Raw genomic sequence first — 25,163 nt, 5'->3', positions numbered from 1 at the left:
AACGTCACACTAGGGTGACGTAACGCCGGGGTTGCACTGTTCAAGGGCGGCTCAGGCCGCCGCGGCGGCCCCATCGGTGAACTGAAGCCGCGCCAGACGCGCATAAAGCCCGTCACTGGCGACCAATTCGTCATGGGTGCCGATGGCCGCGATGCGCCCGGCCTCCATCACCACGATCCGGTCGGCCTTTTTCACGGTGGCGAGACGGTGCGCCACGATCAGCGTCGTGCGATCCGCGCTCAGCCGGTCGACGGCGGCCTGCACCAGCCCCTCGCTCTCGGAATCCAACGCCGAGGTCGCCTCGTCCAACAGCAGCACCGGCGCGTCGCGCAGGATGGCGCGGGCGATGGCGATGCGTTGTTTCTGCCCGCCCGACAGCATCACGCCGCGCTCGCCCAGATAGCTGTCATAGCCATCGGGCAGCGCCGTGATGAAGTCATGCGCGGCGGCGGCGCGGGCGGCTTCCTCGACCTCGGCGTCACTGGCATCGGGGCGTCCGAAGCGGATGTTCTCAGCCGCCGTGGCGGCAAAGATCACCGGGTCTTGCGGCACCAGCGCCACCGAACGGCGGAAGTGGTCCCGGGCCACATCGCGCAGGTCGACCCCATCCAAGGTGATCCGCCCCGACTGCGGGTCATAAAAGCGCAGGATCATCTGGATGATCGTCGTCTTCCCCGCGCCCGAGGGGCCGACAAAGGCCACCGTCTCACCGGGGTTGATCTCAAGGTCGACGCCATCGAGCGCCGCCACATCGGGGCGGGCGGGATAGGTGAACTGCACGTTCTCAAAGGCGATCCGCCCCGCGACAGGCTGCGGCAGGCTGCTCTGGCTTGCGGGCGCCGGGTCTTGCACCGTATCCTTGCTTTGCAACAGGTCGATCAGCCGTTCCGTGGCGCCCGCGGCGCGCTGCAACTCGCCCCAGATCTCTGACAGGGCAGCGACCGCGCCCGCGACCATGACCGCATAGATCACGAATTGCACCAGCGCGCCTGCGCTCATCACATCCGCCCTCACGTCGCGCGCGCCGATCCACAGCACGCCCACCACACCCGCGAAGACCAGAAAGATCACGATCATCGTCATCACGGCGCGGGTCTTGATCCGGCGCTGCGCGGCATCGAAAGAGGCTTCGGTCATCTGCGCGAATTGGCCCCGGCTTGCGGCCTCATGGGTAAAGGCCTGCACCGTTTGTACCGCGCCCAGCGTCTCAGAAGCGTTGCCCGAACTTGCCGCGATCCAGTCTTGGTTCTCGCGGCTGAGCACCCGAAGGCGGCGGCCCAACGTTAGGATGGGGATCACCACGGCGGGCACGATCAGCAGCACCAGCCCGGTCAACTTGGCCGAGGTCAGCAGCATCAGCCCCAGCCCGCCCACAAAGATCAGCATGTTGCGGAGCGCGATCGAGACCGAGGAGCCGATCACCGAGAGGATCAGCGTCGTGTCGGTGGTGATCCGGCTGAGCACTTCGCCGGTCATGATACGCTCGTAAAAGGCCGGGCTCATGCCCACGACACGGTCAAACACCGCACGCCGGATATCGGCCACCACCCGTTCGCCCAAACGCGTCACCAGCGCATAGCGCAGCCCGGTGCCAAGGGCGAGCAGCCCCGCGATCAAGAGCGCGGCGATGAAATAGAGGTCGAGCAATTCGCTCTCCCCCGTGCCGAAATTGTCGATCACCCGCCGCACCGCCAAGGGCAAGGTAAGCGAAATCATCGCGGTCAGCACCAGCGCCGCACCGGCGGCGGCCATCAACCAGCGATAGGGCGCCATGAAGGGCATCAGCGCCGCCAAAGCCCCGATCCGCCGCGACTTTTCGCGTTCGTCTTTGGCGCTTGGTGCGGGGGCTGGGGTGCGTGCCATAAGCTTTCCTTTGTCTTTCCACATCGGTCATGGCGCGGGGGCTGGGCGGGGTCAAGCAAGACCGCCCCGATGAGGACAATCTGCCGCCCCCGACAGACAGCGGCGGTCGCATCTATCCCGCGCGGCGGCGGTCACGAAAGCTTCGGGGAAAGAGTGGAGCGGGCGACGGGAATCGAACCCGTATCATCAGCTTGGAAGGCTGAGGTCTTACCATTACACAACGCCCGCGCTACGGCTCCTCTCCTATTTTATAGCTCCCTGAGCGTCAAGTGGAGCGATGCCCCTTTGGCAAGATCAATCGCATGAGCCTGCTCTTGCCACTGGCCCGTCATCAAGGTGGCAGCCAGGCCCAAGGGGCACTAGCTTAGCCTCACGGGATGAAAACGAGGCATTGGAATGGACGCCAGACCGGCCCAAGACCAAAAGCGCGAGGTCGTCATGACCCACGGTGTTCTCAGCGAGGACCCCGAGGATCTGTTTCACGGCACCGGGCTGCGGGTGGTGCGGGCCGTTTTGCACGAAGCGGTGCTGCGGCTGTGGAGCGATGATGCCTTCGGCATGGCCGGAAACGTGGCCTTTCGCGCGCTGCTGGCGATCTTTCCCTTCCTGATTTTCACCAGTTCGCTCACTGCCTTTGTCGGCGACCGGTCGATGGCCGATGACCTGATCCATTTTCTGATCGCCATTGTCCCCCCTGCCCTTATCGAGCCGATCGTGTCGGAGGTTGAAAAGGTCATGACCGTGCCGCGCGGCGATTTGCTGAGCGTGGGTATCCTGCTGACCGTCTGGTTCGCCGTGGGCGGAGTCGATGGGGTGCGCGTGGGGTTAAACCGCGCCTATGGGCTGCGCGAGACCCGGTCGGTCTTTACCATCTACGCGGTGCAGGTGGCCATGGTGCTGTTGGCGAGCCTGATCCTCGTGATCGTGGGCTATCTGCTGGTGCTCGCCCCTCGGGCCGGGTCTTGGCTGCATATGCTGATGCCGGGTTTTGATCCGCGTTCGGTCACCGTGGGGCTGGTCCGCTTTCCCGCCTCGGCCACGATCCTGCTGGTCGCGCTTTTTGCCGCCCATGTGATCCTGCCCGCACGCCGGACCAAGTTTAACAACATCTGGCCCGGCGTGGTGGCCACCGCCGTCGCTTGGACGGTGCTGGCGGTGCTCTTTTCATCCTATCTGCGCAGCTTTGGCACCTATGCCAGCTATTACGCGGGCATGGCGGGGATCATCGCGGCGCTCTACTTCATGTATCTCGCGGCACTGGTGCTGATCTTTGGCGGAGAGTTGAACCGCGCGTTGCGTATCCGCAGACTGGCCCGCGCGATGAGCGATCAGCCCTGATCCCCTGCGCAGGGCGTGCCCGCAGCCCCCCAGACCGTCACGTCATGCACCAGCGCATCGAGCGTCCCTTCGGGCACCGACCGCCCCGCACCGGGGGCGAAACCCCAGTTCACGAAGGCCGAGTTTTGCAGGTGATCGACCAATGAGGCGATGTCATGCCCGTCGTTGGTTTCGGGGTCGCGCAACTGGATGCAGACCTCTGCCGAGGTCTTGCCGAGCCACGCCAATTCCACCGGCGGCAGCCGCCAGGCATCGTCGATATGCGGCGGGGCATGGGGCACCGTGTTCGCAGCGGCAGAGGTGACGTGGCAGGCGTCGCAGGGGATGCTCTCGGCCCCGATCCGACTCTCGCCCGCGCGCACGTTCATGCCGTGCACCGCCTCCGGCCCATAGCCCAAGCCCTGCCACATCGGCTGCCCCTCTTCGCCGACATGGCAATTGGTGCAACGCGGATGCGCGGTGACGGTGAAGATCCGGTCCCACGCGGCCAGCCCTTCGGCGCGATCAGGCGCCTCCTGCGCAAAGGCGGGGGCGGCCAGCATGAGTGCGGCGCAGGTCGATAGATATCTCATGCGAAATCCACGGATTTGGAGAGGGGAAGTTCACGGATCCGCTGGCCCGTGGCAGCAAAGATTGCATTGGCCAGCGCAGGCGCGGCGGGCGGCACCCCCGGCTCGCCAATGCCGCGCAGCTTGCCGCCATTCTCCAAGCCGCGCACCTCGATCTTTGGCGTCTGATACAGCCGAAGCCCTTCGTAAAGGTGGTAATTGTCCTGCTGCGGCACCCCGTCGCGATAGGTCAGTTCGCAGTTCATCGCATGGCCCAAGCCCCAGATCACCGCGCCGGAGAGTTGCGCCTCCAAGTTCACCGGGTCCATCACGCGGCCCACTTCGGCGGCAACGAAAACGCGGTCGATCTTGAGGCCCGCGTCGGTCTGGCTGACCTCGACCACCTCGGCCACCGGCACGCTGAAGGACAGGCAGAACGCCAGCCCCCGGCCCTGCCCCGGCCCAAGGTCAGCGCCCCAATCCGACATCTCGGCCACAGCCTCCAACACCCCGCGCGACGGCGCATGGGTGCAAAGGCGCAACCGTTCCTCCAAAGGGTCGACACCCGCCGCATAGCACATCTCATCCATGAAGCTTTCGTGCAGGAAACCGTTGCCGGACGCCCCGACTGACCGCCACGAGCTTACCGGCACCATTGCGGGCACACGGTGGCCGGTCACGCGGTAGTCGGGGATCGCGAAGGGCTGATCCCACGCGCCCGCCACGATGGCGATGTCAGGGCCGAAGACCGGCTGGTTCAACCGCGCCATCTGCGATTCGGCCGTCGAAGGTGCCGCGATGGCCAAATCATAGGCCGCGATCTGCCCCTCCGAGACCTTGCCCCGCGCCCGCGCCATGGCCAGCGGGCGGGGGAAGTCATGGGTGAAATCCTCCTCCCGCGACCAGACCATCTTGATCGGCGTGCCGGGCAGTTGCATCGCCACTTCGACGGCGCGCAGGGTATAGTCATCCTCCAACCGCCGCCCGAAACTGCCGCCCGACATCAGCACATGGATATGCACATTCTCAGCGTCGATCCCGGTCAGCGCGGCGACATTGGCCTGCATGAAACGCGGGATTTGCGTGCCGGTCCAGATATCGACGCGGGCCTTCTCCAGCTTCACCACCACGCTCATCGGCTCCAGTGGGGCATGGGCCAGATAGGGGATGCGGTACTCGGCTTCCAACACCTCCCCATCGGCCAGTGCGGCGCTGACATCGCCGTCATCGCGAAACCGGCTGTCCTGCCGGTCATCAGTGAAGGAGGCCGCCACGGCTTTGAATTGATCCGCCGTATCGCCGATATAGGGCGACGGCCCCCAGTCACATTTCACCGCCTGCGCGGCCTGAAAAGCCCGCCAGGTGTTGTCGGCCACCACGGCGACACCGCCCGTGATGGGCAAGACCGCCTTCACGCCGCGCATCTTTTCGGCGCGGCCCGCGTCAAAGCCCATGATCGCCCCGCCCTGCGCCGGGTTGGTGCGGGTCGTGGCGTGAAGCATCCCCTCCATCGCCATGTCGATGCCATAGGTCTGGGTGCCGGTGGATTTGGCCATGATATCGGTGCGCATCTGCGGCTTGCCAAGGTGCCGCCAGTCGCCGGGGTCGCGCAGCGTGACCTCGGTCACCGGGTCAATCTCCGCCGCGGCGTCGGCAAGGTCTTGATAGGCCAGCCGCATCCCATCGGGCAGCACCACCGCGCCCGCCTCGGTCTTGAGTTGGCTCCGCTCCAGCCCCGTCTGCGCCACGGCGGCGGCCAGCAGGGTTTCGCGGGCCACGGCCCCGGCCATGCGCAGCCGGTCGTACATATCCGGCACGGTGGAACTGCCGCCGGTCAATTGCAGGCCGAGCAGCTTTCCCGCCACATCCGAGACGCCGCGCCCGGTCCGCGCCAGTAGCGTTTCCGAGGTCGCGGCAATCGGCATCGCCTCAACCCCGACCACGCCGTTGTAATAGACCGGCGAGGGCGGCCCGGGCGTGATCCGCACCGTATCTAGGTCGACATCCAATTCCTCGGCAATCATATGGGCTTGGATCGAATAGGCCCCCTGCCCCACATCGGCGCGCGGGGTGATCAGGGTGACGCCGCTTGCATCAATCTTGACGTAGGGCGTGATCGCCGCCGCGCCGGGCGGCAACCCTTCGAGAAGCGGGTTCTTCAGGTCACGTTTGTACAGATAGGTACCAAAGGCCACGCCCCCGGCAATGGCGGCGGAGCCGACGATGAAACTCCGGCGGGTGATGGTGCGCAGCCGCGACATGTCAGGCCCCCCGCAGCCGCGCGGCGGCGCTGTGAACGGCGGCGCGAATGCGCGGATAGGTGCCGCAGCGGCAGAGGTTCCCGCTCATCGCGGCGTCGATCTGATCGTCGGTCGGCTCGGGATTCAGCTCCAGAAAAGAGGCCGCCTGCATGATCTGCCCCGATTGGCAGTAACCGCATTGCGCGACCTGATGCTCCACCCATGCCGCCTGCACCACATGCAGCGCTTCGGGCGTGCCCAAGCCTTCGATGGTGGTGACATCGCCGTTCACATCCGCCGCCCGCAATTGACAAGACCGCACGGCCAGCCCATCGACATGCACCGTGCAGGCACCGCATTGCGCGATGCCGCAGCCGTATTTCGGCCCGGTGATCCCCAACTCATCGCGCAAAACCCAGAGCAGCGGCATGTCGTCTTCCACGTCCACCTCGTGGACCGTGCCGTTAACCGTCAATTCCATCGGTGATCCTTCCGCGCTGGTGCCCCCAATGTAGCCGGCAGCGCCTATCGCGCAAGACCGCGCGAAGCGGGTCGCGCAGCGTCATCTTGGCGGGGCGGGCATGGCGGCGGGTGCCGCCGCTTCGCTTATTCGAGGTCTTGCGCCGTCAGCGCGCGGTGAATTTCGCGGCGGACCAATTTGCGCACATTGCGGGTGATCCGCTCGCCCAAGGCCCCCTGAAGCTCGGCGCGGACGATCTCGGTCACCATGTCGCGCAGTGCTTCCTCGTCGAGGAACTGATCCTCACCCGCGCTGCCCGCCTCCTGCGCGGGGGCGGCATAGTCGAATTCCGGCGCGGTGGCGGCAGGATCGGCCACACGCGGGCCACTGTCAGCAAAACGGCGCACCTGCTCTTCGAGTTGCGGTGTCGTGGGCTGCGGGCGGCTTGGCGCTGGCGCCTCAGCCTCTACCGTCGCCGTATCGGCAATCGGGCCCTCAGGCGCGTCAAGCTCCGCATCGTCTTTCCACTCCATCGCCGGAGGTTCGGTGCCGGAATAGTCATTATCGCCGGGCGCGTCAGGGTCCCAGTCGTCAGAGATCTTGCCAATGGCCGTCTCAAGCGCCGCCAGCTTGTCGCTACGGCTGGCCCCGGTCGCCTTGGCCACGGCGTCTGAGACGGCGCGGGACCGGGCCTCATCCGCGGTCTCCGGCGCGGGGGTGCGATAGTCCTCGGCATGCAGATCGCTCGGATCGTCATGCAGCATGTCATAGTCCAAGGGCGAGACCTTGGCCGGATCAACGGCAGCGGCCTTTGGGCGATCCTCGCCATCCGACGTGGCGACTCTGAGAGCGGGGGTCAGCACCAACCGGTCGCTCGACGCCGCGGGAGCCTTGTCGGCAGGCGGGGTCGCGGGGTGACGGGCCGAGACGAATGGACGCTCCGCCTCATCGGCACTGTCTTCCGCTTCGGTCTGCATGGCTTGGGTCAGGCTCAGCGGCTGTGGCGCGGCTTTGGGTGTTTCACCGACGCCCTCGTCAGAAGCGGGACGCGCCGTGCCGCCCGAGGCTGTGCGCAGCGACAGATGCGGGGTGAAATCCTCGGACGTGACGCTATCCGATGTCGGCTCGTCCAATGCGCCCCGCATGCTTTTGAACGCGGCCCCGGTCCCATCTGTAGTATCGCCAGCCTCCGGCTTGGAAACCGGCGTAGGGTTGGACGTTTGCAGGGGACGCTTGTCTTCGGACACCAATCGGCGAATCGACGACAGGACGTCTTCCACCTCCGCGTTTGTGACGGGTTCGGACATATTTCTCTACCACTCTTGCCTCGCGGATAGCTTAACCGCGTGGGAGGATTCTCACAATGGGGCGGTGCAAAATGCCAAACGACCGCGCGAAACGTCAGTCTTTTTGCAGCGCGCGCAGCACCCGATCCAGCGCTTGGCCCTCTTTCGAGTATTTAGCAGGGGCGTCCTTAACAAGGTTGTAATAGGCCCCCGCGTCATAGATCTGCACCGGCAGTTTCAAGTCCTGCGCGGTCAGACGGCCCGTGGCCGCCAGCACGGAATAGGCCGCCACATAGAGGTTGGCGCGGGCCGACACGCGGGTCGATTCCGCATCCAGCAGCGATTGCTCTGCATCAAGCACGTCCAAGGTGGTGCGCGCGCCGAGGGTGGCTTCCTCGCGGACGCCGCGGAAGGCGATACGCGCGGCCCGGATCTGGCGGTCGGAAGCCTCCAACTGCGCCCGTGCCGAAGACAGTGAGGCATAGGCGTTGCCCACTTCCTGCTCGACGTCTTGGCGCACCACATGCAGGTTCGCCCGCTGCGCATCACGCTGCGCCATCGAACTGCGCACGGCCGAGGAAAGCGCCCCGCCCTGATAGATGGTCTGACCGACCTCGACCCCAACGCTGCCGCTGCGGGTATAGGCTTCGCTGTCGAAAGTCTCGTTCAGACCATATTGCCCGTTCAGCGTGATCCGCGGGGCCATGGCGGCTTCATTCGCTTCGACGCTGAGATCGGCTGCCGCCACCTGATGCTGTGCGGCGATGATCGACGGGTGAGTGCGCACAGCCAAAGCCTTGGCCGAGGCGAGGTTGCCGCCGACATTCGGGAGGCTCGGCGGCTGGCTAAGGTTGCCCGGCGCGTGGCCCACGGCATTGCGATACTCCTCGACCGCGCGCAGCAGCACGCCTTCGGCGCCCGCCAGCCCGCTGCGGGCATTGGCAAGCTGCGCTTCGGCCAAGGCCACATCGGTGCGGGTGACTTCGCCCACGTCGAAACGATCCCGCGCGGCGCGCAGCTCTTGGGTCAGCAGCCGCAGGTTGTTGTTGCGCAGCTCAACCGTTTCCGAGGCTTCGATCACACCCATATAGGCCGCAACCGCGCGCAGCAGCACCTGCTGCTCTAGGTTGACCAAAGTCTGGCGGGTGGCCAGAACGGCCTCTTTCGCCGCCTCCACCCGATAGGCGCTCGCGCCGAAATCATAGAGCAGAAGCTCGCCAATCAGGCTGATCGACGCCTTGAGGCTTTCCGTCGATTGGGCTGGCAAAAGGGAGGAACTGCGCGTGGTGCCAAAGCTCTGCGTCAGCCCGGCGGCCCACCGCAGCACAGGTTTCAGTGTCGACTTCGCCGCGGCCACATCCTCATCGGCGGCACGCAAAAGCGCGCGGTTCTGCTCCAGCAGGCCGGAATGCTCATAGGCCCCCACCAGCGCATCGGCCAATGTCTCAGCAGCAGCCACACGCGGCAGGGCAGCGCCGCCGGCGAGGACAAGGCTCACCGGCACGGCGATGGCAAAACGTTTGAGGGATTTCGTAAAACTGTTCGCGCTCATGGCTCAATGCCCCTGAATGGCTTTTTTAGACCTTTGGACCGGCCCGTAGGCCGATCGGGGCGGGTGCCCCTCCCCTGAAGGCGAAGTGGCGCGCGGTATGACCGGCGCGCCATCTTGTCGCTTACAGCTGGAATTCTGCCTGACGTTCAAAGCCACGCAGCACCGGCGCACCGGCGTTGAATTCGGGCCGCCAAGACACCTGACCGCCGCGTTTATAGCCCAGGCGCACCTCGCCCAGACCCCGATCCATAAAGAGGCAAGCAATCCGCCCGCCCTCTTTCACCTGTTCCACCAGCGCTGCGGGCAGCTCACCCACCGCACCTTGGACGATGACCACATCATAGGGCCCATGCTGCGGCGCGCCTTCGGTCAGCGGGGCGACATGGACGATCACATTGTCTGCACCCGCCTGCGCCAGCGCCTCTTGCGCCTCGGCGGCCATGGCTTCGTCTTCCTCAACGGCGACGACGGCCTCGGCCATATGCGCGATCACGGCGCTGGAATAGCCCATGGCGCAGCCGATATCGAGCACGAGTTCCTCATTGGTGATGTCGAGGTGGTCGAGCATCTTGGCCAATGTCCGCGGGTCGAGCAGCACCCGATCCTGCCCCAGATCGAGGTTTTCACCCAGATAGGCAGCCTCGCGCTGTGCCGCCGGCACGAAGTCTTCGCGCTGCACGGTCAGCATCGCGTCGATGATTGGAAACTTGGTCACATCCGAAGGACGAACCTGCGTATCTACCATGGTTACGCGGCGGGCGGCGAAATCACTCATCAGCTAAACTCATTCGTTCAGGGTGTCTGAAGAGTGATGTGCCACATTGCCGGGCCAGCGGCAACGCCCTGACCGCATTTTCGCGCGCATATGGGACTTGCGGCCCCCTTCGTGATCCGTTAGCAGTGCGCCAACCACCGGTCGGCGAGTTGGCGGAGTGGTTACGCAGCGGATTGCAAATCCGTGTACACCGGTTCGATTCCGGTACTCGCCTCCATTTCCCCGACATAAGAGGTTACGCGATACCGCCCCCCCGGCGAAACCACCATTCGCGCGCGCTCCTCTTAAAAGCCACCCAGGCCCCCTCGCCATCAACGGCGCGCCTATGTCTCACCCCTCGCCGCCTTTCCCCGCCGCCGCCAAAACCTCGCGCAACTCATCCTCATTCCGGTAGCCGATCAGAATACCCGCCGTCGCCTCGCCCATCGTGGCATCGCTGGCTGCAATCTTGGCGTCGGAGATGGTGGTGCGCTGAGCGGTGCGGCGCGTCCAGCGGAACAACAGTTGCTCCAGCCGGGCGCGCTCAGGCGCATGGGCGGGGTCGGCCCCCAGATCGACCAGCTCATCGGGGTCGCTTTCAAGGTCGAACAGCATCGGGCCGAACCCTTCGGCAAAGACGTATTTCCACCGCCCGTCGAAAAGCATCGTCAGCTTGGCGTCCTTGACCTCGACCCCCAAGCGTTTGCGCACGTCGCGCTGCGCGTAGTCGTATTCCGAGACCACGAAATCGCGCAGCCCTTCGGCCTTACCATGCAGCAGCGGCAAGAGGGATCGGCCCTCGATGATATGCGACACGGCGGCGCCGCCGAAATAATCAAGGATGGTGGGCACCACGTCGATCGCCTCGACCAGTGCCGAGGATTTTGCGCCGCGGGTCGCATCGGCCTCGGGGCGGGGATCGACGACGATCATCGGGATGCGCGCGGAGGGGTCGTGAAAGAGCTCTTTCTCGCCCATCCAGTGATCGCCAAGGTAATCGCCGTGATCCGAGGTGAAGACGATCATCGTATCATCCGCGACCCCCTCTTCGGTGAGAAACGCCATCAGGCGACCGATCTGGTCGTCGAGCTGTTTGATCAGCCCCATATAGGCAGTCAGAACCCGGCATCGGGTGGCATCATCGGAAAAGGCTTGAGAGACGCGCTCCTGCATGAATGCGCCATAGACGGGATGCGGATCGCGCTTTTCGGCCGCGCTGCGCACCGGGTCCAAATGGCTCTCGGACCCATAGAGATCATGGTAGGGCGCGGGGACGATATAGGGCCAATGCGGTTTGATATAGCTCAGGTGCAGGCACCAAGGCTGATCGCCGGCCTCGCGGATGAAATCCATGGCGCGGCCCGTGATATAGGGCGTCTCGCTCTCTTCATCCGCGGCGCGGGCCGGTTTGTCGGCATGGTCCAGAAACCAACCGCTCAGGATATTGCCCTCTGCATCTTCGGCGCTGTTGGCGACGGAATGCCAGGGGTTCTCATCCTGCCAGCCGCGGTCCTTCATATGCGCGTTATAGGCGGAATTGCGGGCGTAGGGCCCGCCGTCGGGGTGCAGCCCGTCGTCCCGCTCATAGGGCTCGAACCCGCATTCCGAAATCAGCACGCCAATCTCGCTGTCGGGCGACAGGCCAAGGCGGCGCAGCCCTTCGATATCGGCGGCCATATGGGTCTTGCCGCAAAGCGCTGTGCGCACGCCCAAGGGGCGCAGATGGTCGCCCAGCGTCATCTCCCCCACTTTCAGCGGGATGCCATTCCAAGTCGACCCATGCGAGCTGACATAGCGGCCCGTGTAGAACGACATGCGCGAGGGGCCGCAAATCGGCGATTGCACATAGGCGCGGTCAAAAAGCACCCCGCGCGCGGCCAACGCATCGATATGCGGCGTGTGCAGATGCGGATGGCCGGTGCAGGAGAGGTAATCCCAGCGAAGCTGGTCACACATGATGAAAAGAACGTTCTTGGGCATGGGCCGCTTTCCCTGTGATGGTCCTTCGCGCGCCCTGCCCGCGAAGCGTTTCGTCGTGCCGCGACTTGATTTTGGCCCGCCTGACAGTGCTTTGCAGTTCCCGGCCCAAATTTAACCAAATTTTTAGCATTCACGGCCCAACCTTCACCAGGACGATGGGAAAGGCAACTCAAGCCGCGCAAAGCGAGGATGCCAGAATGGACAGCACGCAAAGGATACTTGTCACCGGCACGGGCGGTTTCATCGGCTTTCACCTTGCCCGGCTGTTGCTGGCCGAAGGCGCACGGGTGCAGGGCTATGATGGGATGACCGATTACTACGATGTCGCCCTGAAACAACGCCGCCACGCGATGCTGCTTCAGCATGAGCATTTCACCACGAAAGAAGCCCTGCTGGAGGACCGCGAGACCTTTGACGCGCTGGTCGATGACTTTGCCCCCGACATGATCGTGCACCTTGCCGCACAGGCTGGCGTGCGCCACAGCATCGACCACCCCCGCGCCTTTCTGGAGGCGAATATCACCGGCACCTTCAACGTGATGGAAGCCGCGCGTCGGTTGGAGGTGAAACACCTGCTCATGGCCTCCTCCTCGTCAATCTACGGGGCCAATACCGATATGCCTTTCGCCGAGACCGGGGCCACCGACCGGCCCCTGTCGATCTACGCCGCCACGAAAAAGGCGAATGAGGGGATGGCCCATGCCTATGCCCATCTCTGGGGTCTGCCGACGACGATGTTTCGGTTTTTCACCGTCTACGGGCCTTGGGGGCGGCCCGACCTTGCCTTGAGTAAATTCGTCGAAGCGATCCTCGATGGCCGCCCGATCGATATATACAACCACGGCGAGATGTACCGCGATTTCACCTGCGTCGACGATCTGGTGCGCGCCATCCGCCTGCTGATGGATTGCGTTCCGCCGCAACCGGGCACGGCGCCACCGCCGCCGGACTGGGATTCGCTCTCTCCCGCGGCCCCCTACCGTGTGGTGAATATCGGCAATTCCGAAAAGGTGCGCCTGCTGGATTTCGTCGAGGCGATCGAAGCCGCGCTCGGCAAACGGGCGGTCCGCAACTACATGGGGATGCAGATGGGTGACGCCCCCGCCACATGGGCCGATGCGACCCTGCTACATAGGCTTACCGGCTACCGCCCACAGACCGACATTCACGAAGGCATCGCGCGTTTCGTCGCTTGGTTTCGGGATTATCATGGCAGATAGCCGCAGCGCTTAGTGCTGGTGCTGCTGGCGGACGTAGTCCATCACCGCGCCCCTGACCGACATCTCGCCCTGCTCTCGTGCGGCATGGATGACCGCGCGCACGTCATCGAGGTTGCAACGCCGCAGCAGGCTTTTGACCGGCCCGATCGATGCCGGGCGCATCGACAGGGTCTTGAGCCCGATGGCCGCGAAACACAGCGCCTCGACCGGGCGGCCCGCATCCTCCCCGCAGAAGGACAGCGCGGTATCGGTTTCGGCGCAGCGTTCCACGATGCCCTCAAGGAAGGTCAGGAAAGAGACGTTCAGCGTGTCATAGCGCCGCCGCACACGCTCGTTCTCACGGTCGGCGGCGAAAAAGAACTGCTTCAGGTCATTGCCCCCGATCGACAGGAACTCGACCTCCTCAAAGAATTTCTTTGGGGCAAAGGCGAGGCTGGGGGTCTCCAGCATGGCGCCGACCTCCAGCTTTTCAGGCAGGACATGGCCAAGAATACGCTCACGCTCCATCGCTTTGTCGACCTCGGCGCGGGCGGCGCGGAATTCCTCGAACTGGGCGATAAAGGGGAACATCACCGCCAGCGGGCGGCCCGCGGCGGCGCGGATCAGGGCCTGCAACTGCATCCGCATGACACCGGGCTTGTCCAGCCCCACCCGGATCGCGCGCCAGCCCAAGGCCGGGTTCGGCTCATCATGGGGCTTCATATAGGGCAGCACCTTGTCCGACCCGATGTCGAGCGTACGAAAGACCACGCGGCGGCCATGGGCGGCGTCAAGCACACGGGCATAAAGAGCGGCAAGCTCGGTCCGGCGGGGCATCTGGTTGCGCACCAGAAACTGCAACTCGGTGCGGAAGAGCCCGACCCCTTCGGCCCCCGACCCTTCGAGCGAGGGCAGATCGGCCATTAGTCCTGCATTCATCTGTAGGCTGATGATCCGCCCGCATTTCGTCTCAGCCGGTTTATCGCGGATCGAGGCATAGCGTTCCTGCGCCGCTGCTTGCATCGCGATCTTGTCGCGAAAGGCCGTGGCCACGGTATCGTCGGGGCGCAGATGCACCACGCCCTGCTCACCATCGACCATGATGTGATCGCCGTTCAGCGCGTCATTGGTCACGCGGCTGGCATGGACGATCAGCGGAATCGCCAGCGCCCGCGCGACGACAGCGGCGTGCGAGCCGACCGAGCCGCCCTCTAACACAATGCCGCGCAGCGACCGCCCGTAATCCAGCAGTTCCGCCGGGCCGATGTTGCGCGCCACGAGGATCGGATCGACCGGCATCTCGGCCCCGGTATCGCTGCCCTGCCCCGTCAGATTGCGCAGCAAGCGGTTCGACAGATCATCCAGATCCGACAGCCGCTCCCGCAGGTAGGCATCATTGACCTGCCCCAGACGGGCGCGGGCCATGGATTGCTCTTTCTCGACCGCGGCCTCAGCACTCAGCCCGCTTTGAATATCCTCCACCATGCGCCGCATCCAGCCTTTGGAATTGGCGAACATGCGGTAGGCTTCGAGCACCTTCTGCTGCTCTTTGTCGGCGGTAAGGCTTAACAATTGGTCAACGCTGAGCCGCAATTGCTCGACCGCTTCGGTCAGCCGCTCCGTCTCACGTTCAGGATCGTCGGCAATGGGGTTGGAGACCACCACCCGCGGCTCATGCAGCCAGACGTGCCCCTCGGCCACGCCCTCCTGCCCCACGGTGCCGCGCAGCAGCACCGGCTGGCTATGCCGGGCCGACATCGCAGCCCCCTCGCCGACAAAGGCGCCAAGCTCGGCCATTTCGGCCAGCACCATCGCGACGACCTCAAGCGCATAGACCTCATCGGCGGAGAACTCCCGCGCGACTTTGGACTGCACCACCAGCACGCCCAGCGTCTCGCCCAGACGTTGCACCGGCACCCCAAGGAAGGAGGAATAAATCTCCTCCCCCGTCTCGGGCATGAAGCGGAAACCGGCGGCTTGGGGCGCATCGGGCGTGTTGATGACCGTGCGCCTCTTGGCGACCCGACCGACCAGACCTTCGCCCAGTTTCATGCGCGTTTCATGCACCGCCGCTTCGTTCAGACCTTCGGTGGCACAAAGCTCAAGCGTGTCTTCGTCGCGGAACAGATAGATCGAGCAGACTTCGCAGCCCATGGAATTGGCGATCAACTGGGTGATCTTGTCCAGCCGCGCTTGGCCCGCCACATCGCTGGCCATCGCATCACGCAGCCGCCCCAGCAGCTTGCGGCTTTCTGTCTCAACCCGTTCGGCCATATGATCCGGTCCCTGTCCCTCTGGAGCAGGGTTTAGCGCACTCGCGCAAGGATAGAAATGCTATTCGCGCCATACCCTACATCCTCAGCCAGCATATCGGCGGGATGCTGCAGTTTTACGCAAGGGGTCACCTTGCGTAAAACCCGTATCATCGCAGGTGTTTAGGCCGCTTTATCAAGCTCGAAAGCGTCGTGCAGGGCTTGCACGGCCAATTCCATATACTTGCGGTCAATCAACACGCTGATCTTGATCTCGGAGGTGGTGATCACCTTGATGTTGATCCCCTCGTCCGAGAGCACCTTGAACATCTTGGCGGCCACGCCAGTGTGGCTGCGCATGCCGATCCCCACAACAGAGACTTTGGCCACGGCCTTGTCGGCGATCAACTCCTGATAGTTGATGATCCCCTCTTCATGGGCCTTTTCCATCGCCTTTTCAGCGCGGATCACCTGATCTACGGGGCAGGACCACGTCATATCGGTGCGCCCCTCTTCCGAGATGTTCTGAACGATCATATCGACGTTCACGCCGCCCTCGCTGAGCGCGGTAAAGATCGTCGCGGCGATGCCGGGGCGGTCCGCCACGGACACCAAGGTCATCTTTGCCTCATCACGGGAAAACGCGACCCCGGCCACCACATTGCTTTCCATGATTTCCTCCTCATCGCAGACGAGCGTCCCGGCGTCGTCAGATTGTTCTTCGAAACTGCTCAGCACCCGCAGTTTAACCTTGTAGCGCATCGCCAGTTCGACCGAACGGGTCTGCAAAACCTTCGCCCCGAGAGAGGCCAGTTCCAGCATCTCTTCAAAGGAAATCTTGTCAAGTTTGCGGGCCTTGGATTCGACCCGCGGGTCGGTGGTGTAGACACCATCGACGTCGGTATAGATATCGCAGCGCTCCGCGCCAAAGGCGGCGGCAAAGGCGACAGCGGTCGTGTCAGACCCGCCCCGGCCCAGCGTGGTGATCCGGCCCTGCGGGCTGATGCCTTGGAAACCTGCGACCACGGCCACCTTCATGCCTTCGCCGAACTTGGCGGTGATGTTGTCTGTGGGGATCTCTTCGATCCGCGCGGCGGAATGGGCATCGGTGGTGCGCACCGGCACCTGCCAGCCCTGCCAAGACCGCGCGGGCACGTCCATTTCTTGCAAAGTCAGCGCCATGAGGCCAGCGGTGACATTCTCCCCGCTCGACACGATGGCGTCATATTCGCGCGCATCATAGAGCGGCGAGGTCTCATTGACGAAGCCCACCAGCTTGTTCGTCTCACCCGACATGGCGGATACGATGACGATCACGTCATAGCCCTTGGCCACCTCGACGCCGACGCGCTTTGCCGCGCGGCGGATACGGTCCAAAGTGGCAACCGAAGTCCCACCGAATTTCATAACCAGAACAGGCATATTGTCCCCCGCGCAACAGTCCAGCGCGGTCTAAGCCCACGGCACGGCAAGGGCAAGCCTATTTAACATGACGTTATGTAGCGCCGCCTAGAACGGATGCGCGCGGCCATCCCATGTTTCGAAACAACCCGTCTGGGCGATATCCAGCGCGTCGATCCGCCCGGCGAGGCCCTGCGCCGAGTCCTCAACGCTGATCTCGCCCTGATCGCCGCCCATATCGGTGCGCACCCAGCCGGGGTGGTAAATGCCCACCGCAATGCCCTCGGGCTTTAGGTCCACCGCCAGATTGCGCCCCAGATTGATCGCAGCCGCTTTGGAGGCGCGGTAGATATAGCTGCCCCCCGGCGCCCGCGCCTGCGAGCCCATCTGCGAGGCAATGATCGCGATTTTCGCCCCCTGCGCCGCCCGCAGGTTGGGCAGCAGGGATTGCACGGTGAGGAAAACCCCGGTCACATTGGTCGCAAAGCTCTGCGCCCAGAGGTCGGGGCCGAAGCCGGTATCCAAGTCATCGCCCTTGTCGAGATACACACCCGCATTGCAGATCAGCAGGTCCAGCGGACGGTCTTGCAGGCTTGCGGCAAACGACGCGTGGCTTGCCGGTTCGGTCACGTCCAGCACGGCCTGCGCGCCTGCGCCGCGTGCGGTGCCGATCACCTCTTCGCCCGCGTGTTTATACTGGCGGGCCAGCGCCGCGCCGATGCCGCGGCTGGCGCCTGTGATAACGATGGTCATGGGCGATCCTTTATGAAAACGGGCCTTTAGGAAAGTTGGCGTTTGGGTTTGAACGGCAGCGGCATCAGGGGCACGCCCTCGGCCACCAATTCCCGCGCCTGATCCAGCCGCGCCTCGCCATAGATCGGGCGCTCGGGGGTGCGCCCTGCGTGCATGTCCCGCGCCTCGCGCACGAAATTCTTGCCGACGTAATCGGAGGTGGATTCGACCTTTTTGCGGAGGGCCGTCAGTGCCTTTTCCACATCACTCGTCGGATTGGACAGGGCCGGGGCGGGTGTCTCGGCAGGTTGCGGTTTTTCCGCCGCTTCCGGCGCAGCCGGAGCGCTGCCGCCCGAGGTGACCCGCGGGGCCATCAGCGATTTGCTCACCTTCGTCGACCCGCAGACCGCACAGCTCAGATGGCCTGCACGGGCAAGGCTGTCAAAGGCTGCCGTGGATTGGAACCAACTTTCGAAACCATGCCCGGCCTCGCATTTCAGTGCATAACGGATCATTCGCCCGGTCCTCAAACTCTCTGCTTTAAATGGGCTGCAGCGCGAAAGAGGTCAAGACAAGTGCGGGCGCGGCGCACATCGAAACGCCGCGCGGTCAGCCTGCTAAACCACTGCTGCGCGGATCGAAATCACGGATCAGCCGCGCCAGATCGGGGGCCTCCACCAGCCGCGCGGCCTTGCGGCGCGAACACCACATCCGCTTGCGCTGTCCCTTCTCGGGGAAGTGTTTGGCCAGCGCCTTGACCTTTACCGGGTAGAGCATCGCCAGACAGGGCAAGATCCCATCCGCGCCGGTTTTGGCATAGCTGTAGACGCCCAGACATTGCCCCCGCGCCTGCCCCACGACGCCGCCTTCCTCCCATGCCTCGACCAAGGCCGAGGCGGCGGGGGTCTTGCCATCCATCGGCCAGCCCTTGGGAATGATCCAACGTTTGCTCCCGCGCGAGGTGATCAGCAGGATCTGCAACTTGCCCCGTTTACGACGCCAGCAGAGCGCCGCGAACTGAATACGCAGTTCATCCTTCTGTCCGCCGTTCAAGGATATCGGAGCCTGTTTCACCATCCGTTGCAGCCGCGCCCCTTGGCAGGTTGTTTCCCCTTGACCCTAGCGCGGCGATCCCCGTCTGGCCATATCCCCTTGCCCCCTTTCATCGCATCAAAGATACTACCAAAATGATAAGATTTTCCGCTCTTCTGACAGTGCTTTGCAGCCTTGCCCTGCCCCTTCGGGCCGAGGCGCCCGTGACGGTCTTTGCCGCCGCCAGCCTGCGCGGCGCCTTGGAGGAAGTCACGGCGGATTTCCCCGCGCCGGTGGTGCTGTCTTACGGCGGGTCGGGCACGATGGCACGGCAAGTCGCCTCCGGAGCGCCCGCCGATGTGGTCTTGCTGGCCAATAGCGACTGGATGACATGGCTCGCGGACAAAGGCGTGGAGGGGGCAGAGACTGCCCAGATCATCGCCCGCAACCGCCTCGTGCTGATTGCCCCCGCCGACAGCGCCCCGCTGGCTGATCCTGCCGAGCTGCCCGCCCGGCTTGGCCCCGAGGGGCGGCTTGCCATGGGGCAACGTGACGCCGTTCCCGCAGGCAGCTATGCCCGCGCATGGCTCACCCATGCAGGGCTTTGGCAGCAGCTGCAAACCCAATTGGCCGAGACCGACAATGTCCGCGCCGCACTGGCCTTGGTCGCGCGGGGCGATGCGCCGCTTGGCGTGGTCTATGCCAGCGACGCGCAGGCCGAGCCGGCGGTGCAAACCGTCTATGAGGTGCCCGCCGAGGCCCATGCCCCGATCACCTATCCCGCCGCGGCGTTGACGCCTGAGGGCAAGGCGCTGGTCGATTTCCTGACCACCGAGGCGGCGCAGGCGATCCTTGTGGACCACGGGTTCCTTCGGGCCGATCATGGATCTTGATGCCGCCGCTTGGAGCGCGCTGTTGCTGTCGCTGCGGGTGGCCAGCGTGGCGATGCTCTGCTCCCTGCCGCTGGCGCTTTGGGTGGCGTGGATCCTCGCCCGGAAGGAGTTTCGCGGCAAAGGCGTGTTCAGCGCGCTGGTCCATCTGCCGCTGGTGCTGCCGCCGGTGGTGACGGGCTATCTGCTGCTGCTCAGCTTTGGCCGCAACGCCCCTTTGGGCCGCCTGTTAGAGAGCCTCGGCATCGGTCTTGCCTTTCACTGGACGGGCGCGGTGCTGGCCGCGCTGATCATGGGCTTCCCGCTGATGGTCCGCGCCATGCGGCTGGCGATCGAAGCGGTCGACCCCCGGATCGAAGACGCCGCCGCCACTTTGGGCGCGCCGCGCCTCAGCGTATTTTGCCGCGTCACCCTGCCGCTGATCTTTCCCGGCATCCTCGCCGGGGCGGTAATGGGCTTTGCGAAAGCGATGGGCGAATTCGGCGCCACGATCACCTTTGTCGCCAATATCCCCGGCCAGACCCAAACCCTGCCAAGCGCGATCTGGACGGCCTTGCAGGTGCCGGGCGGTGAAAACCGTGCGCTGGCCATGGCGGCGTTGGCCGGTCTGGTGGCGCTGGCTGCCGTGCTGCTCTCCGAAGCCTTGGCACGGCGGGTCGCGAAACGCATTTCGGGGGCGCGCTGATGCTTGAGGTCACGCTGCGCCATGGGTTCGACGGCTTCGATCTGGACCTGTCTTTCACCACCCAAGGCGGGATTACCGCGCTCTTTGGCCGCTCCGGCGCGGGCAAGACGACGGTGATCAATGCGCTTGCCGGATTGCTGCGCCCCAATGCCGGGCGCGTGGTGCTGGACGGTGAGGTGCTTTTGGATACGCAGCGCGGCATCTGGGTGCCGCCGCATCGCCGCAGGCTGGGCTATGTCTTTCAAGACGCGCGGCTTTTCCCCCATTTGGACGTGCGCGGCAACCTGACCTTCGGCGCGCGCTATGCCCCGCGCGGCAGCCAAGGCGCGGGTTTTGCTGATGTCGTGGCGCTTCTGGGGCTTGAGCCCCTGCTCGACCGTGCCCCGGCAACGCTTTCAGGCGGGGAGAAACAGCGCGTTGCCCTTGGTCGCGCCCTGCTGTGCCATCCGCGCATGTTGCTGATGGACGAACCGCTGGCCAGCCTCGATGGCCCGCGCAAGCAAGAGATCCTGCCCTATCTAGAACGGCTGCGCGACGGGGGGTTGGGCCTGCCGATCCTCTACGTCAGCCACGCGGTGGATGAAATCGCCCGCCTCGCCGATCGCTTGGTGCTGCTGCAAAGCGGACGGTTGAAGGCCCAAGGTGCCCTGTTTGACGTAATGGCCGACCCCGCCGCCGTGCCGCTGCTCGGCGTGCGCGAAGCGGGCGCGGTGCTGGAGGCCGATGTTATCGCCCATGCCGAGGATGGGCTCTCGACCCTCGCCGTGCGGGCGGGGCAGTTGGAGCTTCCCGGCGTGCAAGCGCCGGTGGGCGCGCGGGTGCGGCTGCGGGTCTTGGCGCAGGATGTGATCCTGTCGCGCGCGCGGCCCGAGGGGCTGTCTTCGGTCAACATCCTGCCCGTGCGGGTCGAGGCCGTGCATCCCGGCGACGGCCCCGGTGCGGCCATCGCGCTCGACGCAGGCGGAGACCGCCTTTTGGCGCGGGTGACGGCCCGGGCGGTCCGCGACCTTGATCTGCGCGCGGGCATGGGCTGTTACGCCATCCTCAAGGCCACCACCGTGGCCCCGGGCAGCATCGGGCGCTGATCACAGTTTGGGCGGCGTGCTGCCCATTTTCTTTCGTAGGCGGGCGACCAGTTCCTCTTGCGGGATATCCGCCTCTATCGCCAGTTTGCGCAGGCCGAAATGCACATGGGCCATGTCTTGGTAATAGCTGGTATAGGCATAGTTCGTCGCAGCCCCAGCCACAGCGCCCAGCACCGGCACCGCCTGCGCGGCAAGCTTTTGCCCCAGCACCAGCGCCAGACGCGGGGCCACCCGGGCAATCACCGCATTCATCGCGCGGCCCGTGAGCGCCATGCGCACGGTGAGAAACCCCAGATCGGCGCTATCGTCATCCGCCAGCGGCCCGGCGGCGGTAAAGACATGCACGCAGTCGAACTGCACATTCTCCGCCGAGGGATCGAACCCATGTTCAGCCGCCACCCCTTGGATGACCCGCAACAGCAGCGTGGTGGTCACCGGCAGTTCGGCCAAGGCGGTCGGCAGCCCCCCGGCCCCGCCTGCGGCGCCCATCGCGGTCGAGACCGCTTGGTTCAGCCAACCCTGCTGGTCTTTCACATAGCTGCGGCTGGAATGGGCGGCCTGCATTGCATGGCCAAGCGCCTTCATCGTCGCCCCTTCGAGGTTGCGGCGCACCGCCCCCGGCAAACGGTCGATCAACCCATCCGCGCTGCCGCCGATGAGGTTGAGCACATGGATGCCCACGCCACCCGCCTGTTTGTAACGGCGGGCGATCTCATCCAGCCGGGCATCGACATCAATGGTGCTGGGCAGGTTGCTTTCGATCTGCATGGGCGTCCCTCTTTGAGCTTAGGCTCAATGTGGGTCGCGGGCGGGGTAAAATCAATCGTGCCAGCGGCGAACCTTGCCCGTCACCCCGGCCCAAGCCCCCTCGGCCAGGGCGCGACCCAGAATGCGCGCGGGGTTCGTCGGCGGTGGCATCTCGACACCCTGCAACAGGGCAAAGCCAAAGCGATTGTAATAGGGCGCGTCGCCCACCAGCATCACCCGTTCCCACCCCAACGGGGCCGCCTGCGCAAGCGAGGTTTCGATCAGCCCCGCACCCAGCCCTTCGCCCTGCCTTGTAGGATGCACCGCCACCGGTCCCAGCAAGAGCGCCTTCGCCGCGCCGATGCGCACCGGCCAATAGCGGATCGCCCCGGCGAGGATTCCACCGCTGTCACGGGCCACATGGTTCAGCCCCGCCACCGGCGGCACGCCATCGCGCAGACGGTATGACGACAGCGCCTCGCGCCCCGGCGCGAAACAGGTGTCATAGAGCGCTTCGACCTCCCAATGGTCGGCGGGCACCTCCGGGGTCATCTTGTAAGGCGTCTGATGCAAGGCCGGAGGCTTTCGGGAGCAATTGCGGGTGGCGCTGGACGTAGCATGAGGCTAGCCATGGGTGCAAACCATCAAGGAGTGTACATGTTCTATCGTCCCGAAGACGGCCATGGTCTGCCGCATAACCCGTTCAACGCCATCATCAGCCCCCGCCCGATCGGCTGGATCTCCACCCGTGATGGCGCGGGTCGAGACAACCTCGCGCCCTATTCCTTTTTCAACGCCGTCGCCTATGTGCCGCCGCAGGTGATGTTCGCCTCGACCAGCGCCAAGGAAGACGTGGACGGCACCAAGGATTCCGTGGCCAACATCCGGGAAACCGGGGTGTTCTGCGTGAACGTGGTGGAATATGCGGCGCGCGACGTGATGAACGTGAGTTCTGCCATGCTGCCCCATGGCGAGGATGAATTCGCCCGTGCAGGTATCGACAAGGCCGAATGCGAACAGATCGCCTGCGCGCGGGTGGCCAATGCGCCCGCCAGTCTTGAGTGCAAGCTGACCCAGATCGTGCAACTGCCGGGCGAGGCGAATTTCGCGGTTTTCGGTGAGGTCGTGGGCGTGCATATGCGCGACGAGTGCGTGGTTGACGGGCGGTTCGACGTGACCCGTTTCCAGCCGCTGTCGCGTTTGGGGTACCGCGATTACACGGTGGTGCGGGATGTGTTCGAGTTGAAGCGGCCGGATGATTGATGGCTGAGGGCCGCAGTTAAGATGCGAGGGGCATCGCCTACCCGGTCGCACCGGAGGTGCGCTCAGAATAATACGGCACGCCTTTGGCGTGACGGGCGGGCAGGCGATGGCCCGGCGCCTGCGGCTTGTCCCGGGCCGGCTGGCAAACTTGACCGAGAAGTTGCTGACTAAGAAGGCTACAAAAAACCCGGCACCTCTCGGCGCCGGGTTTTCCATTCAATGTCCGCCCAGAACCCCGGTGCGCACATCGTAATCAACCGCCAATTCGTAATCGGGGTCGTCATCGCTATCGACCATCAAATGCCCCGCCTTGTTCAGCAGACGGTGACAATCCCGGCTGAGGTGGCGCAGTTGCAGACGTTTGCCCGCGGCCTCGTATTTCGCGGCCATCGCTTCGATCGCCTGTAGCGCGGATTGATCCACCACCCGGCTGTCGGCGAAATCGACGATTACGACCTCGGGGTCGTTCTCCACATCGAAAAGCTCGGCAAAGCCATCGGAAGAGCCGAAGAACAGCGGCCCGTGGATCTCATAGACCTTGGCGCCCTTCTCGGTCACCGATTCCCGCGTGGTTGCGTGGATACGGCGCGCATTGTTCCACGCATAGGCCAGCGCCGAGACGATCACGCCGACAACCACCGCCACGGCGAGATCTTCCATCACGGTCACCACGGTCACCAGAATGATGACGAAAGCGTCCATCAGCGGCACTTTGCGCAGGATGGTGAGCGAGTTCCACGCGAAGGTGCCGATCACCACCATGAACATCACGCCCACCAGAGCGGCCAGCGGAATAAGCTCGATCACCGAAGAGCCGACGAGGATGAAGAGCAGCAAGAACACCGCCGCCGCGATCCCGGCGACACGGGTGCGACCGCCGGATTTCACGTTGATCATCGACTGACCGATCATCGCACAGCCGCCCATGCCGCCGAAGAAACCGGTGACCGTATTGGCCACACCTTGGGCGATACATTCTTGGCTTGCGCCGCCGCGCTTGCCAGTGAGATCCCCAACGAGGTTCAGGGTCAGCAGACTTTCGATCAGACCGATGGCGGCGAGGATGACGGCATAAGGCAGGATGATCTCAAAGGTCTCCCAAGTCAGCGGCACCATGGGGATGTGCAAGCTCGGCAAGCCACCTTGGATCGACGCCAAGTCACCCACCCGCGGCACGTCGAGGCCGAAACCGATCACCACGGCGGCAATCACGCCGATGCCCGCAAGCGGCGCGGGGATCACCTTGGTGATCCGCGGGGTGATCCAGATGATCGCCATGGTCGCCGCCACCAGCGCCAGCATGAGGTAGAGCGGCTGACCCGAAAGCCATTCACCACCGCCCACGCCATGACCGGTGTCGACCATGGTGCCGGGCACTTTGAACTGGCTCATCTGGGCAAGGAAAATCACGATGGCGAGGCCATTGACGAAGCCCAGCATCACCGGATGCGGCACCAGCCGGATGAACTTGCCCCATTGCATGACGCCCGCGAAAATCTGCAACAGCCCCATCAGCACGACGGTGGCAAAGAGGTATTCGACCCCGTGCTGCGCCACCAAGGCCACCATGACCACCGCAAGCGCCCCGGTCGCGCCCGAGATCATGCCGGGCCGCCCACCGATCAGCGCGGTGATGAGGCCCACGAGAAAGGCGGCATAGAGCCCGACCAGCGGGTGCACCCCGGCGACGAAGGCAAAGGCCACCGCCTCGGGCACCAGCGCCAGCGCCACGGTCAGCCCCGACAGCAGTTCGATCCGCAGCCGCCCGATGGAAAAACCGTCATCCGGCATCCAACGCAGATCGGTCACATCGAGGTTCTTGGCGAAATTGTGCAGCGTGGCGCGCATGGGGGCGT

General features: G+C 64.6%; 22 protein-coding genes and 2 tRNA genes. 7 read left to right on the top strand and 17 right to left on the bottom strand.

All coding sequences use genetic code 11. The features are described from left to right. Window positions 1–51 precede the first annotated feature (51 nt). Window positions 52–1,863 (bottom strand): ABC transporter transmembrane domain-containing protein, encoded by a 1,812-nt coding sequence (locus ACGYLQ_RS03380; protein WP_394440439.1) that lies wholly within the window; start codon window positions 1,861–1,863, stop codon window positions 52–54. Between the two features lie 154 nt (window positions 1,864–2,017). Further along, a tRNA-Gly gene (locus ACGYLQ_RS03375) sits at window positions 2,018–2,091 on the bottom strand. Between the two features lie 168 nt (window positions 2,092–2,259). Here ACGYLQ_RS03375 and ACGYLQ_RS03370 point away from each other — a divergent pair. Then, on the top strand, window positions 2,260–3,201 hold the full coding sequence (locus ACGYLQ_RS03370) for a YihY/virulence factor BrkB family protein (RefSeq protein WP_394416668.1): 942 nt from the start codon (window positions 2,260–2,262) through the stop codon (window positions 3,199–3,201). On the opposite strand, the gene ACGYLQ_RS03365 is transcribed toward ACGYLQ_RS03370, so the two are convergent. The 6 genes from ACGYLQ_RS03365 to ACGYLQ_RS03340 form a co-directional block, all read right to left on the bottom strand. Beyond that, on the bottom strand, window positions 3,192–3,773 hold the full coding sequence (locus ACGYLQ_RS03365) for a hypothetical protein (protein ID WP_394440437.1): 582 nt from the start codon (window positions 3,771–3,773) through the stop codon (window positions 3,192–3,194). The two genes, ACGYLQ_RS03370 and ACGYLQ_RS03365, sit on opposite strands and share 10 nt — an antisense overlap. Further along, the gene (locus ACGYLQ_RS03360) at window positions 3,770–6,010 is read right to left on the bottom strand and encodes a molybdopterin cofactor-binding domain-containing protein (protein ID WP_394440435.1); all 2,241 of its coding nucleotides are present in this window, start codon (window positions 6,008–6,010) and stop codon (window positions 3,770–3,772) included. The genes ACGYLQ_RS03365 and ACGYLQ_RS03360 overlap by 4 nt, the downstream gene beginning before the upstream one ends. Before the next feature lies 1 nt (window position 6,011). After that, on the bottom strand, window positions 6,012–6,470 hold the full coding sequence (locus ACGYLQ_RS03355) for a (2Fe-2S)-binding protein (RefSeq protein WP_322328186.1): 459 nt from the start codon (window positions 6,468–6,470) through the stop codon (window positions 6,012–6,014). Between the two features lie 125 nt (window positions 6,471–6,595). After that, entirely contained in the window at window positions 6,596–7,756 is a 1,161-nt protein-coding gene (locus tag ACGYLQ_RS03350; RefSeq protein WP_394440433.1) for a hypothetical protein, read from the bottom strand. Between the two features lie 94 nt (window positions 7,757–7,850). Beyond that, window positions 7,851–9,287 (bottom strand): TolC family outer membrane protein, encoded by a 1,437-nt coding sequence (locus tag ACGYLQ_RS03345; protein WP_394440431.1) that lies wholly within the window; start codon window positions 9,285–9,287, stop codon window positions 7,851–7,853. 121 nt (window positions 9,288–9,408) lie between these two features. Beyond that, window positions 9,409–10,062: a protein-L-isoaspartate O-methyltransferase gene (locus ACGYLQ_RS03340; protein ID WP_394440429.1), complete on the bottom strand. Its 654-nt coding sequence runs from the start codon at window positions 10,060–10,062 to the stop codon at window positions 9,409–9,411. A 143-nt stretch (window positions 10,063–10,205) separates the two neighbouring features. On the opposite strand from ACGYLQ_RS03340, the gene ACGYLQ_RS03335 reads away from it, so the two are divergent. After that, window positions 10,206–10,279: transfer RNA gene (locus tag ACGYLQ_RS03335), tRNA-Cys, on the top strand. A gap of 113 nt (window positions 10,280–10,392) precedes the next feature. Here ACGYLQ_RS03335 and ACGYLQ_RS03330 read toward each other — a convergent pair. Beyond that, window positions 10,393–12,021: an alkaline phosphatase family protein gene (locus ACGYLQ_RS03330; protein WP_394440427.1), complete on the bottom strand. Its 1,629-nt coding sequence runs from the start codon at window positions 12,019–12,021 to the stop codon at window positions 10,393–10,395. Window positions 12,022–12,218: 197 nt separating this feature from the next. Here ACGYLQ_RS03330 and ACGYLQ_RS03325 point away from each other — a divergent pair, with 197 nt between their 5' ends. Beyond that, on the top strand, window positions 12,219–13,241 hold the full coding sequence (locus tag ACGYLQ_RS03325) for an NAD-dependent epimerase/dehydratase family protein (protein WP_394400337.1): 1,023 nt from the start codon (window positions 12,219–12,221) through the stop codon (window positions 13,239–13,241). A gap of 9 nt (window positions 13,242–13,250) precedes the next feature. Here ACGYLQ_RS03325 and ptsP read toward each other — a convergent pair whose 3' ends face one another. The 5 genes from ptsP to ACGYLQ_RS03300 form a co-directional block, all read right to left on the bottom strand. Continuing rightward, complete coding sequence (gene ptsP, locus ACGYLQ_RS03320; protein ID WP_067263814.1) at window positions 13,251–15,494, bottom strand: phosphoenolpyruvate--protein phosphotransferase; 2,244 nt, start codon at window positions 15,492–15,494, stop codon at window positions 13,251–13,253. Between the two features lie 161 nt (window positions 15,495–15,655). Next, a complete protein-coding gene (locus tag ACGYLQ_RS03315; RefSeq protein ID WP_209219097.1) occupies window positions 15,656–16,894 on the bottom strand; it encodes an aspartate kinase in 1,239 nt (412 codons plus the stop codon). An 87-nt stretch (window positions 16,895–16,981) separates the two neighbouring features. Beyond that, window positions 16,982–17,626, bottom strand: a complete 645-nt coding sequence (locus ACGYLQ_RS03310) for an SDR family oxidoreductase (protein WP_394440425.1) — start codon at window positions 17,624–17,626, stop codon at window positions 16,982–16,984. A 26-nt stretch (window positions 17,627–17,652) separates the two neighbouring features. Then, a complete protein-coding gene (locus tag ACGYLQ_RS03305) occupies window positions 17,653–18,120 on the bottom strand; it encodes a DUF1178 family protein (RefSeq protein WP_394440423.1) in 468 nt (155 codons plus the stop codon). 94 nt (window positions 18,121–18,214) lie between these two features. Beyond that, window positions 18,215–18,682, bottom strand: coding sequence for an NUDIX hydrolase (locus ACGYLQ_RS03300; RefSeq protein ID WP_394440421.1), 468 nt, complete (start codon window positions 18,680–18,682; stop codon window positions 18,215–18,217). Between the two features lie 110 nt (window positions 18,683–18,792). Here ACGYLQ_RS03300 and modA point away from each other — a divergent pair, with 110 nt between their 5' ends. From modA to modC, 3 genes are read left to right on the top strand one after another with little or no spacing between them, the layout of a single operon-like run. After that, window positions 18,793–19,530, top strand: coding sequence for a molybdate ABC transporter substrate-binding protein (gene modA / locus ACGYLQ_RS03295; protein ID WP_394440419.1), 738 nt, complete (start codon window positions 18,793–18,795; stop codon window positions 19,528–19,530). Then, complete coding sequence (modB, locus tag ACGYLQ_RS03290; protein ID WP_394440417.1) at window positions 19,520–20,212, top strand: molybdate ABC transporter permease subunit; 693 nt, start codon at window positions 19,520–19,522, stop codon at window positions 20,210–20,212. Before modA ends, modB begins: the two co-directional genes overlap by 11 nt. After that, entirely contained in the window at window positions 20,212–21,297 is a 1,086-nt protein-coding gene (modC, locus tag ACGYLQ_RS03285) for a molybdenum ABC transporter ATP-binding protein (RefSeq protein ID WP_394440415.1), read from the top strand. Before modB ends, modC begins: the two co-directional genes overlap by 1 nt. Here the strand turns inward: modC and ACGYLQ_RS03280 are convergent, their stop codons facing one another. Both ACGYLQ_RS03280 and ACGYLQ_RS03275 read right to left on the bottom strand, forming a co-directional pair. After that, window positions 21,298–22,065 carry an EcsC family protein gene (locus ACGYLQ_RS03280; protein WP_209219102.1) on the bottom strand — a complete coding sequence of 256 codons (768 nt, stop codon included), beginning with the start codon at window positions 22,063–22,065 and terminating at the stop codon, window positions 21,298–21,300. Window positions 22,066–22,116: 51 nt separating this feature from the next. Then, on the bottom strand, window positions 22,117–22,596 hold the full coding sequence (locus ACGYLQ_RS03275; RefSeq protein ID WP_394440884.1) for a GNAT family N-acetyltransferase: 480 nt from the start codon (window positions 22,594–22,596) through the stop codon (window positions 22,117–22,119). A gap of 105 nt (window positions 22,597–22,701) precedes the next feature. Here ACGYLQ_RS03275 and ACGYLQ_RS03270 point away from each other — a divergent pair, with 105 nt between their 5' ends. Further along, complete coding sequence (locus ACGYLQ_RS03270) at window positions 22,702–23,307, top strand: flavin reductase family protein (protein WP_394440413.1); 606 nt, start codon at window positions 22,702–22,704, stop codon at window positions 23,305–23,307. Between the two features lie 216 nt (window positions 23,308–23,523). Here the strand turns inward: ACGYLQ_RS03270 and ACGYLQ_RS03265 are convergent, their stop codons facing one another. Further along, window positions 23,524–25,155, bottom strand: coding sequence for a SulP family inorganic anion transporter (locus ACGYLQ_RS03265; RefSeq protein ID WP_394411240.1), 1,632 nt, complete (start codon window positions 25,153–25,155; stop codon window positions 23,524–23,526). Between the last annotated feature and the right edge of the window lie 8 nt (window positions 25,156–25,163).

This window comes from Sulfitobacter sp. 1A12779 (genome assembly GCF_043557315.1).
Taxonomy (GTDB): domain Bacteria; phylum Pseudomonadota; class Alphaproteobacteria; order Rhodobacterales; family Rhodobacteraceae; genus Sulfitobacter; species Sulfitobacter faviae.
The sequence above is the reverse complement of the archived record's forward strand: the minus strand, read 5'-3'. Positions and strand labels throughout refer to the sequence as shown.

Excerpts from the sequence above, each read along its gene's own strand:
- ACGYLQ_RS03380 (WP_394440439.1), bottom strand. The coding sequence starts at position 1,863 with ATGGCACGCACCCCAGCCCCCGCACCAAGCGCCAAAGACGAACGCGAA.
- ACGYLQ_RS03370 (WP_394416668.1), top strand. The coding sequence starts at position 2,260 with ATGGACGCCAGACCGGCCCAAGACCAAAAGCGCGAGGTCGTCATGACC.
- ACGYLQ_RS03365 (WP_394440437.1), bottom strand. The coding sequence starts at position 3,773 with ATGAGATATCTATCGACCTGCGCCGCACTCATGCTGGCCGCCCCCGCC.
- ACGYLQ_RS03360 (WP_394440435.1), bottom strand. The coding sequence starts at position 6,010 with ATGTCGCGGCTGCGCACCATCACCCGCCGGAGTTTCATCGTCGGCTCC.
- ACGYLQ_RS03355 (WP_322328186.1), bottom strand. The coding sequence starts at position 6,470 with ATGGAATTGACGGTTAACGGCACGGTCCACGAGGTGGACGTGGAAGAC.
- ACGYLQ_RS03350 (WP_394440433.1), bottom strand. The coding sequence starts at position 7,756 with ATGTCCGAACCCGTCACAAACGCGGAGGTGGAAGACGTCCTGTCGTCG.
- ACGYLQ_RS03345 (WP_394440431.1), bottom strand. The coding sequence starts at position 9,287 with ATGAGCGCGAACAGTTTTACGAAATCCCTCAAACGTTTTGCCATCGCC.
- ACGYLQ_RS03340 (WP_394440429.1), bottom strand. The coding sequence starts at position 10,062 with ATGAGTGATTTCGCCGCCCGCCGCGTAACCATGGTAGATACGCAGGTT.
- ACGYLQ_RS03330 (WP_394440427.1), bottom strand. The coding sequence starts at position 12,021 with ATGCCCAAGAACGTTCTTTTCATCATGTGTGACCAGCTTCGCTGGGAT.
- ACGYLQ_RS03325 (WP_394400337.1), top strand. The coding sequence starts at position 12,219 with ATGGACAGCACGCAAAGGATACTTGTCACCGGCACGGGCGGTTTCATC.
- ptsP (WP_067263814.1), bottom strand. The coding sequence starts at position 15,494 with ATGGCCGAACGGGTTGAGACAGAAAGCCGCAAGCTGCTGGGGCGGCTG.
- ACGYLQ_RS03315 (WP_209219097.1), bottom strand. The coding sequence starts at position 16,894 with ATGCCTGTTCTGGTTATGAAATTCGGTGGGACTTCGGTTGCCACTTTG.
- ACGYLQ_RS03310 (WP_394440425.1), bottom strand. The coding sequence starts at position 17,626 with ATGACCATCGTTATCACAGGCGCCAGCCGCGGCATCGGCGCGGCGCTG.
- ACGYLQ_RS03305 (WP_394440423.1), bottom strand. The coding sequence starts at position 18,120 with ATGATCCGTTATGCACTGAAATGCGAGGCCGGGCATGGTTTCGAAAGT.
- ACGYLQ_RS03300 (WP_394440421.1), bottom strand. The coding sequence starts at position 18,682 with ATGGTGAAACAGGCTCCGATATCCTTGAACGGCGGACAGAAGGATGAA.
- modA (WP_394440419.1), top strand. The coding sequence starts at position 18,793 with ATGATAAGATTTTCCGCTCTTCTGACAGTGCTTTGCAGCCTTGCCCTG.
- modB (WP_394440417.1), top strand. The coding sequence starts at position 19,520 with ATGGATCTTGATGCCGCCGCTTGGAGCGCGCTGTTGCTGTCGCTGCGG.
- modC (WP_394440415.1), top strand. The coding sequence starts at position 20,212 with ATGCTTGAGGTCACGCTGCGCCATGGGTTCGACGGCTTCGATCTGGAC.
- ACGYLQ_RS03280 (WP_209219102.1), bottom strand. The coding sequence starts at position 22,065 with ATGCAGATCGAAAGCAACCTGCCCAGCACCATTGATGTCGATGCCCGG.
- ACGYLQ_RS03275 (WP_394440884.1), bottom strand. The coding sequence starts at position 22,596 with ATGACCCCGGAGGTGCCCGCCGACCATTGGGAGGTCGAAGCGCTCTAT.
- ACGYLQ_RS03270 (WP_394440413.1), top strand. The coding sequence starts at position 22,702 with ATGTTCTATCGTCCCGAAGACGGCCATGGTCTGCCGCATAACCCGTTC.
- ACGYLQ_RS03265 (WP_394411240.1), bottom strand. The coding sequence starts at position 25,155 with ATGCGCGCCACGCTGCACAATTTCGCCAAGAACCTCGATGTGACCGAT.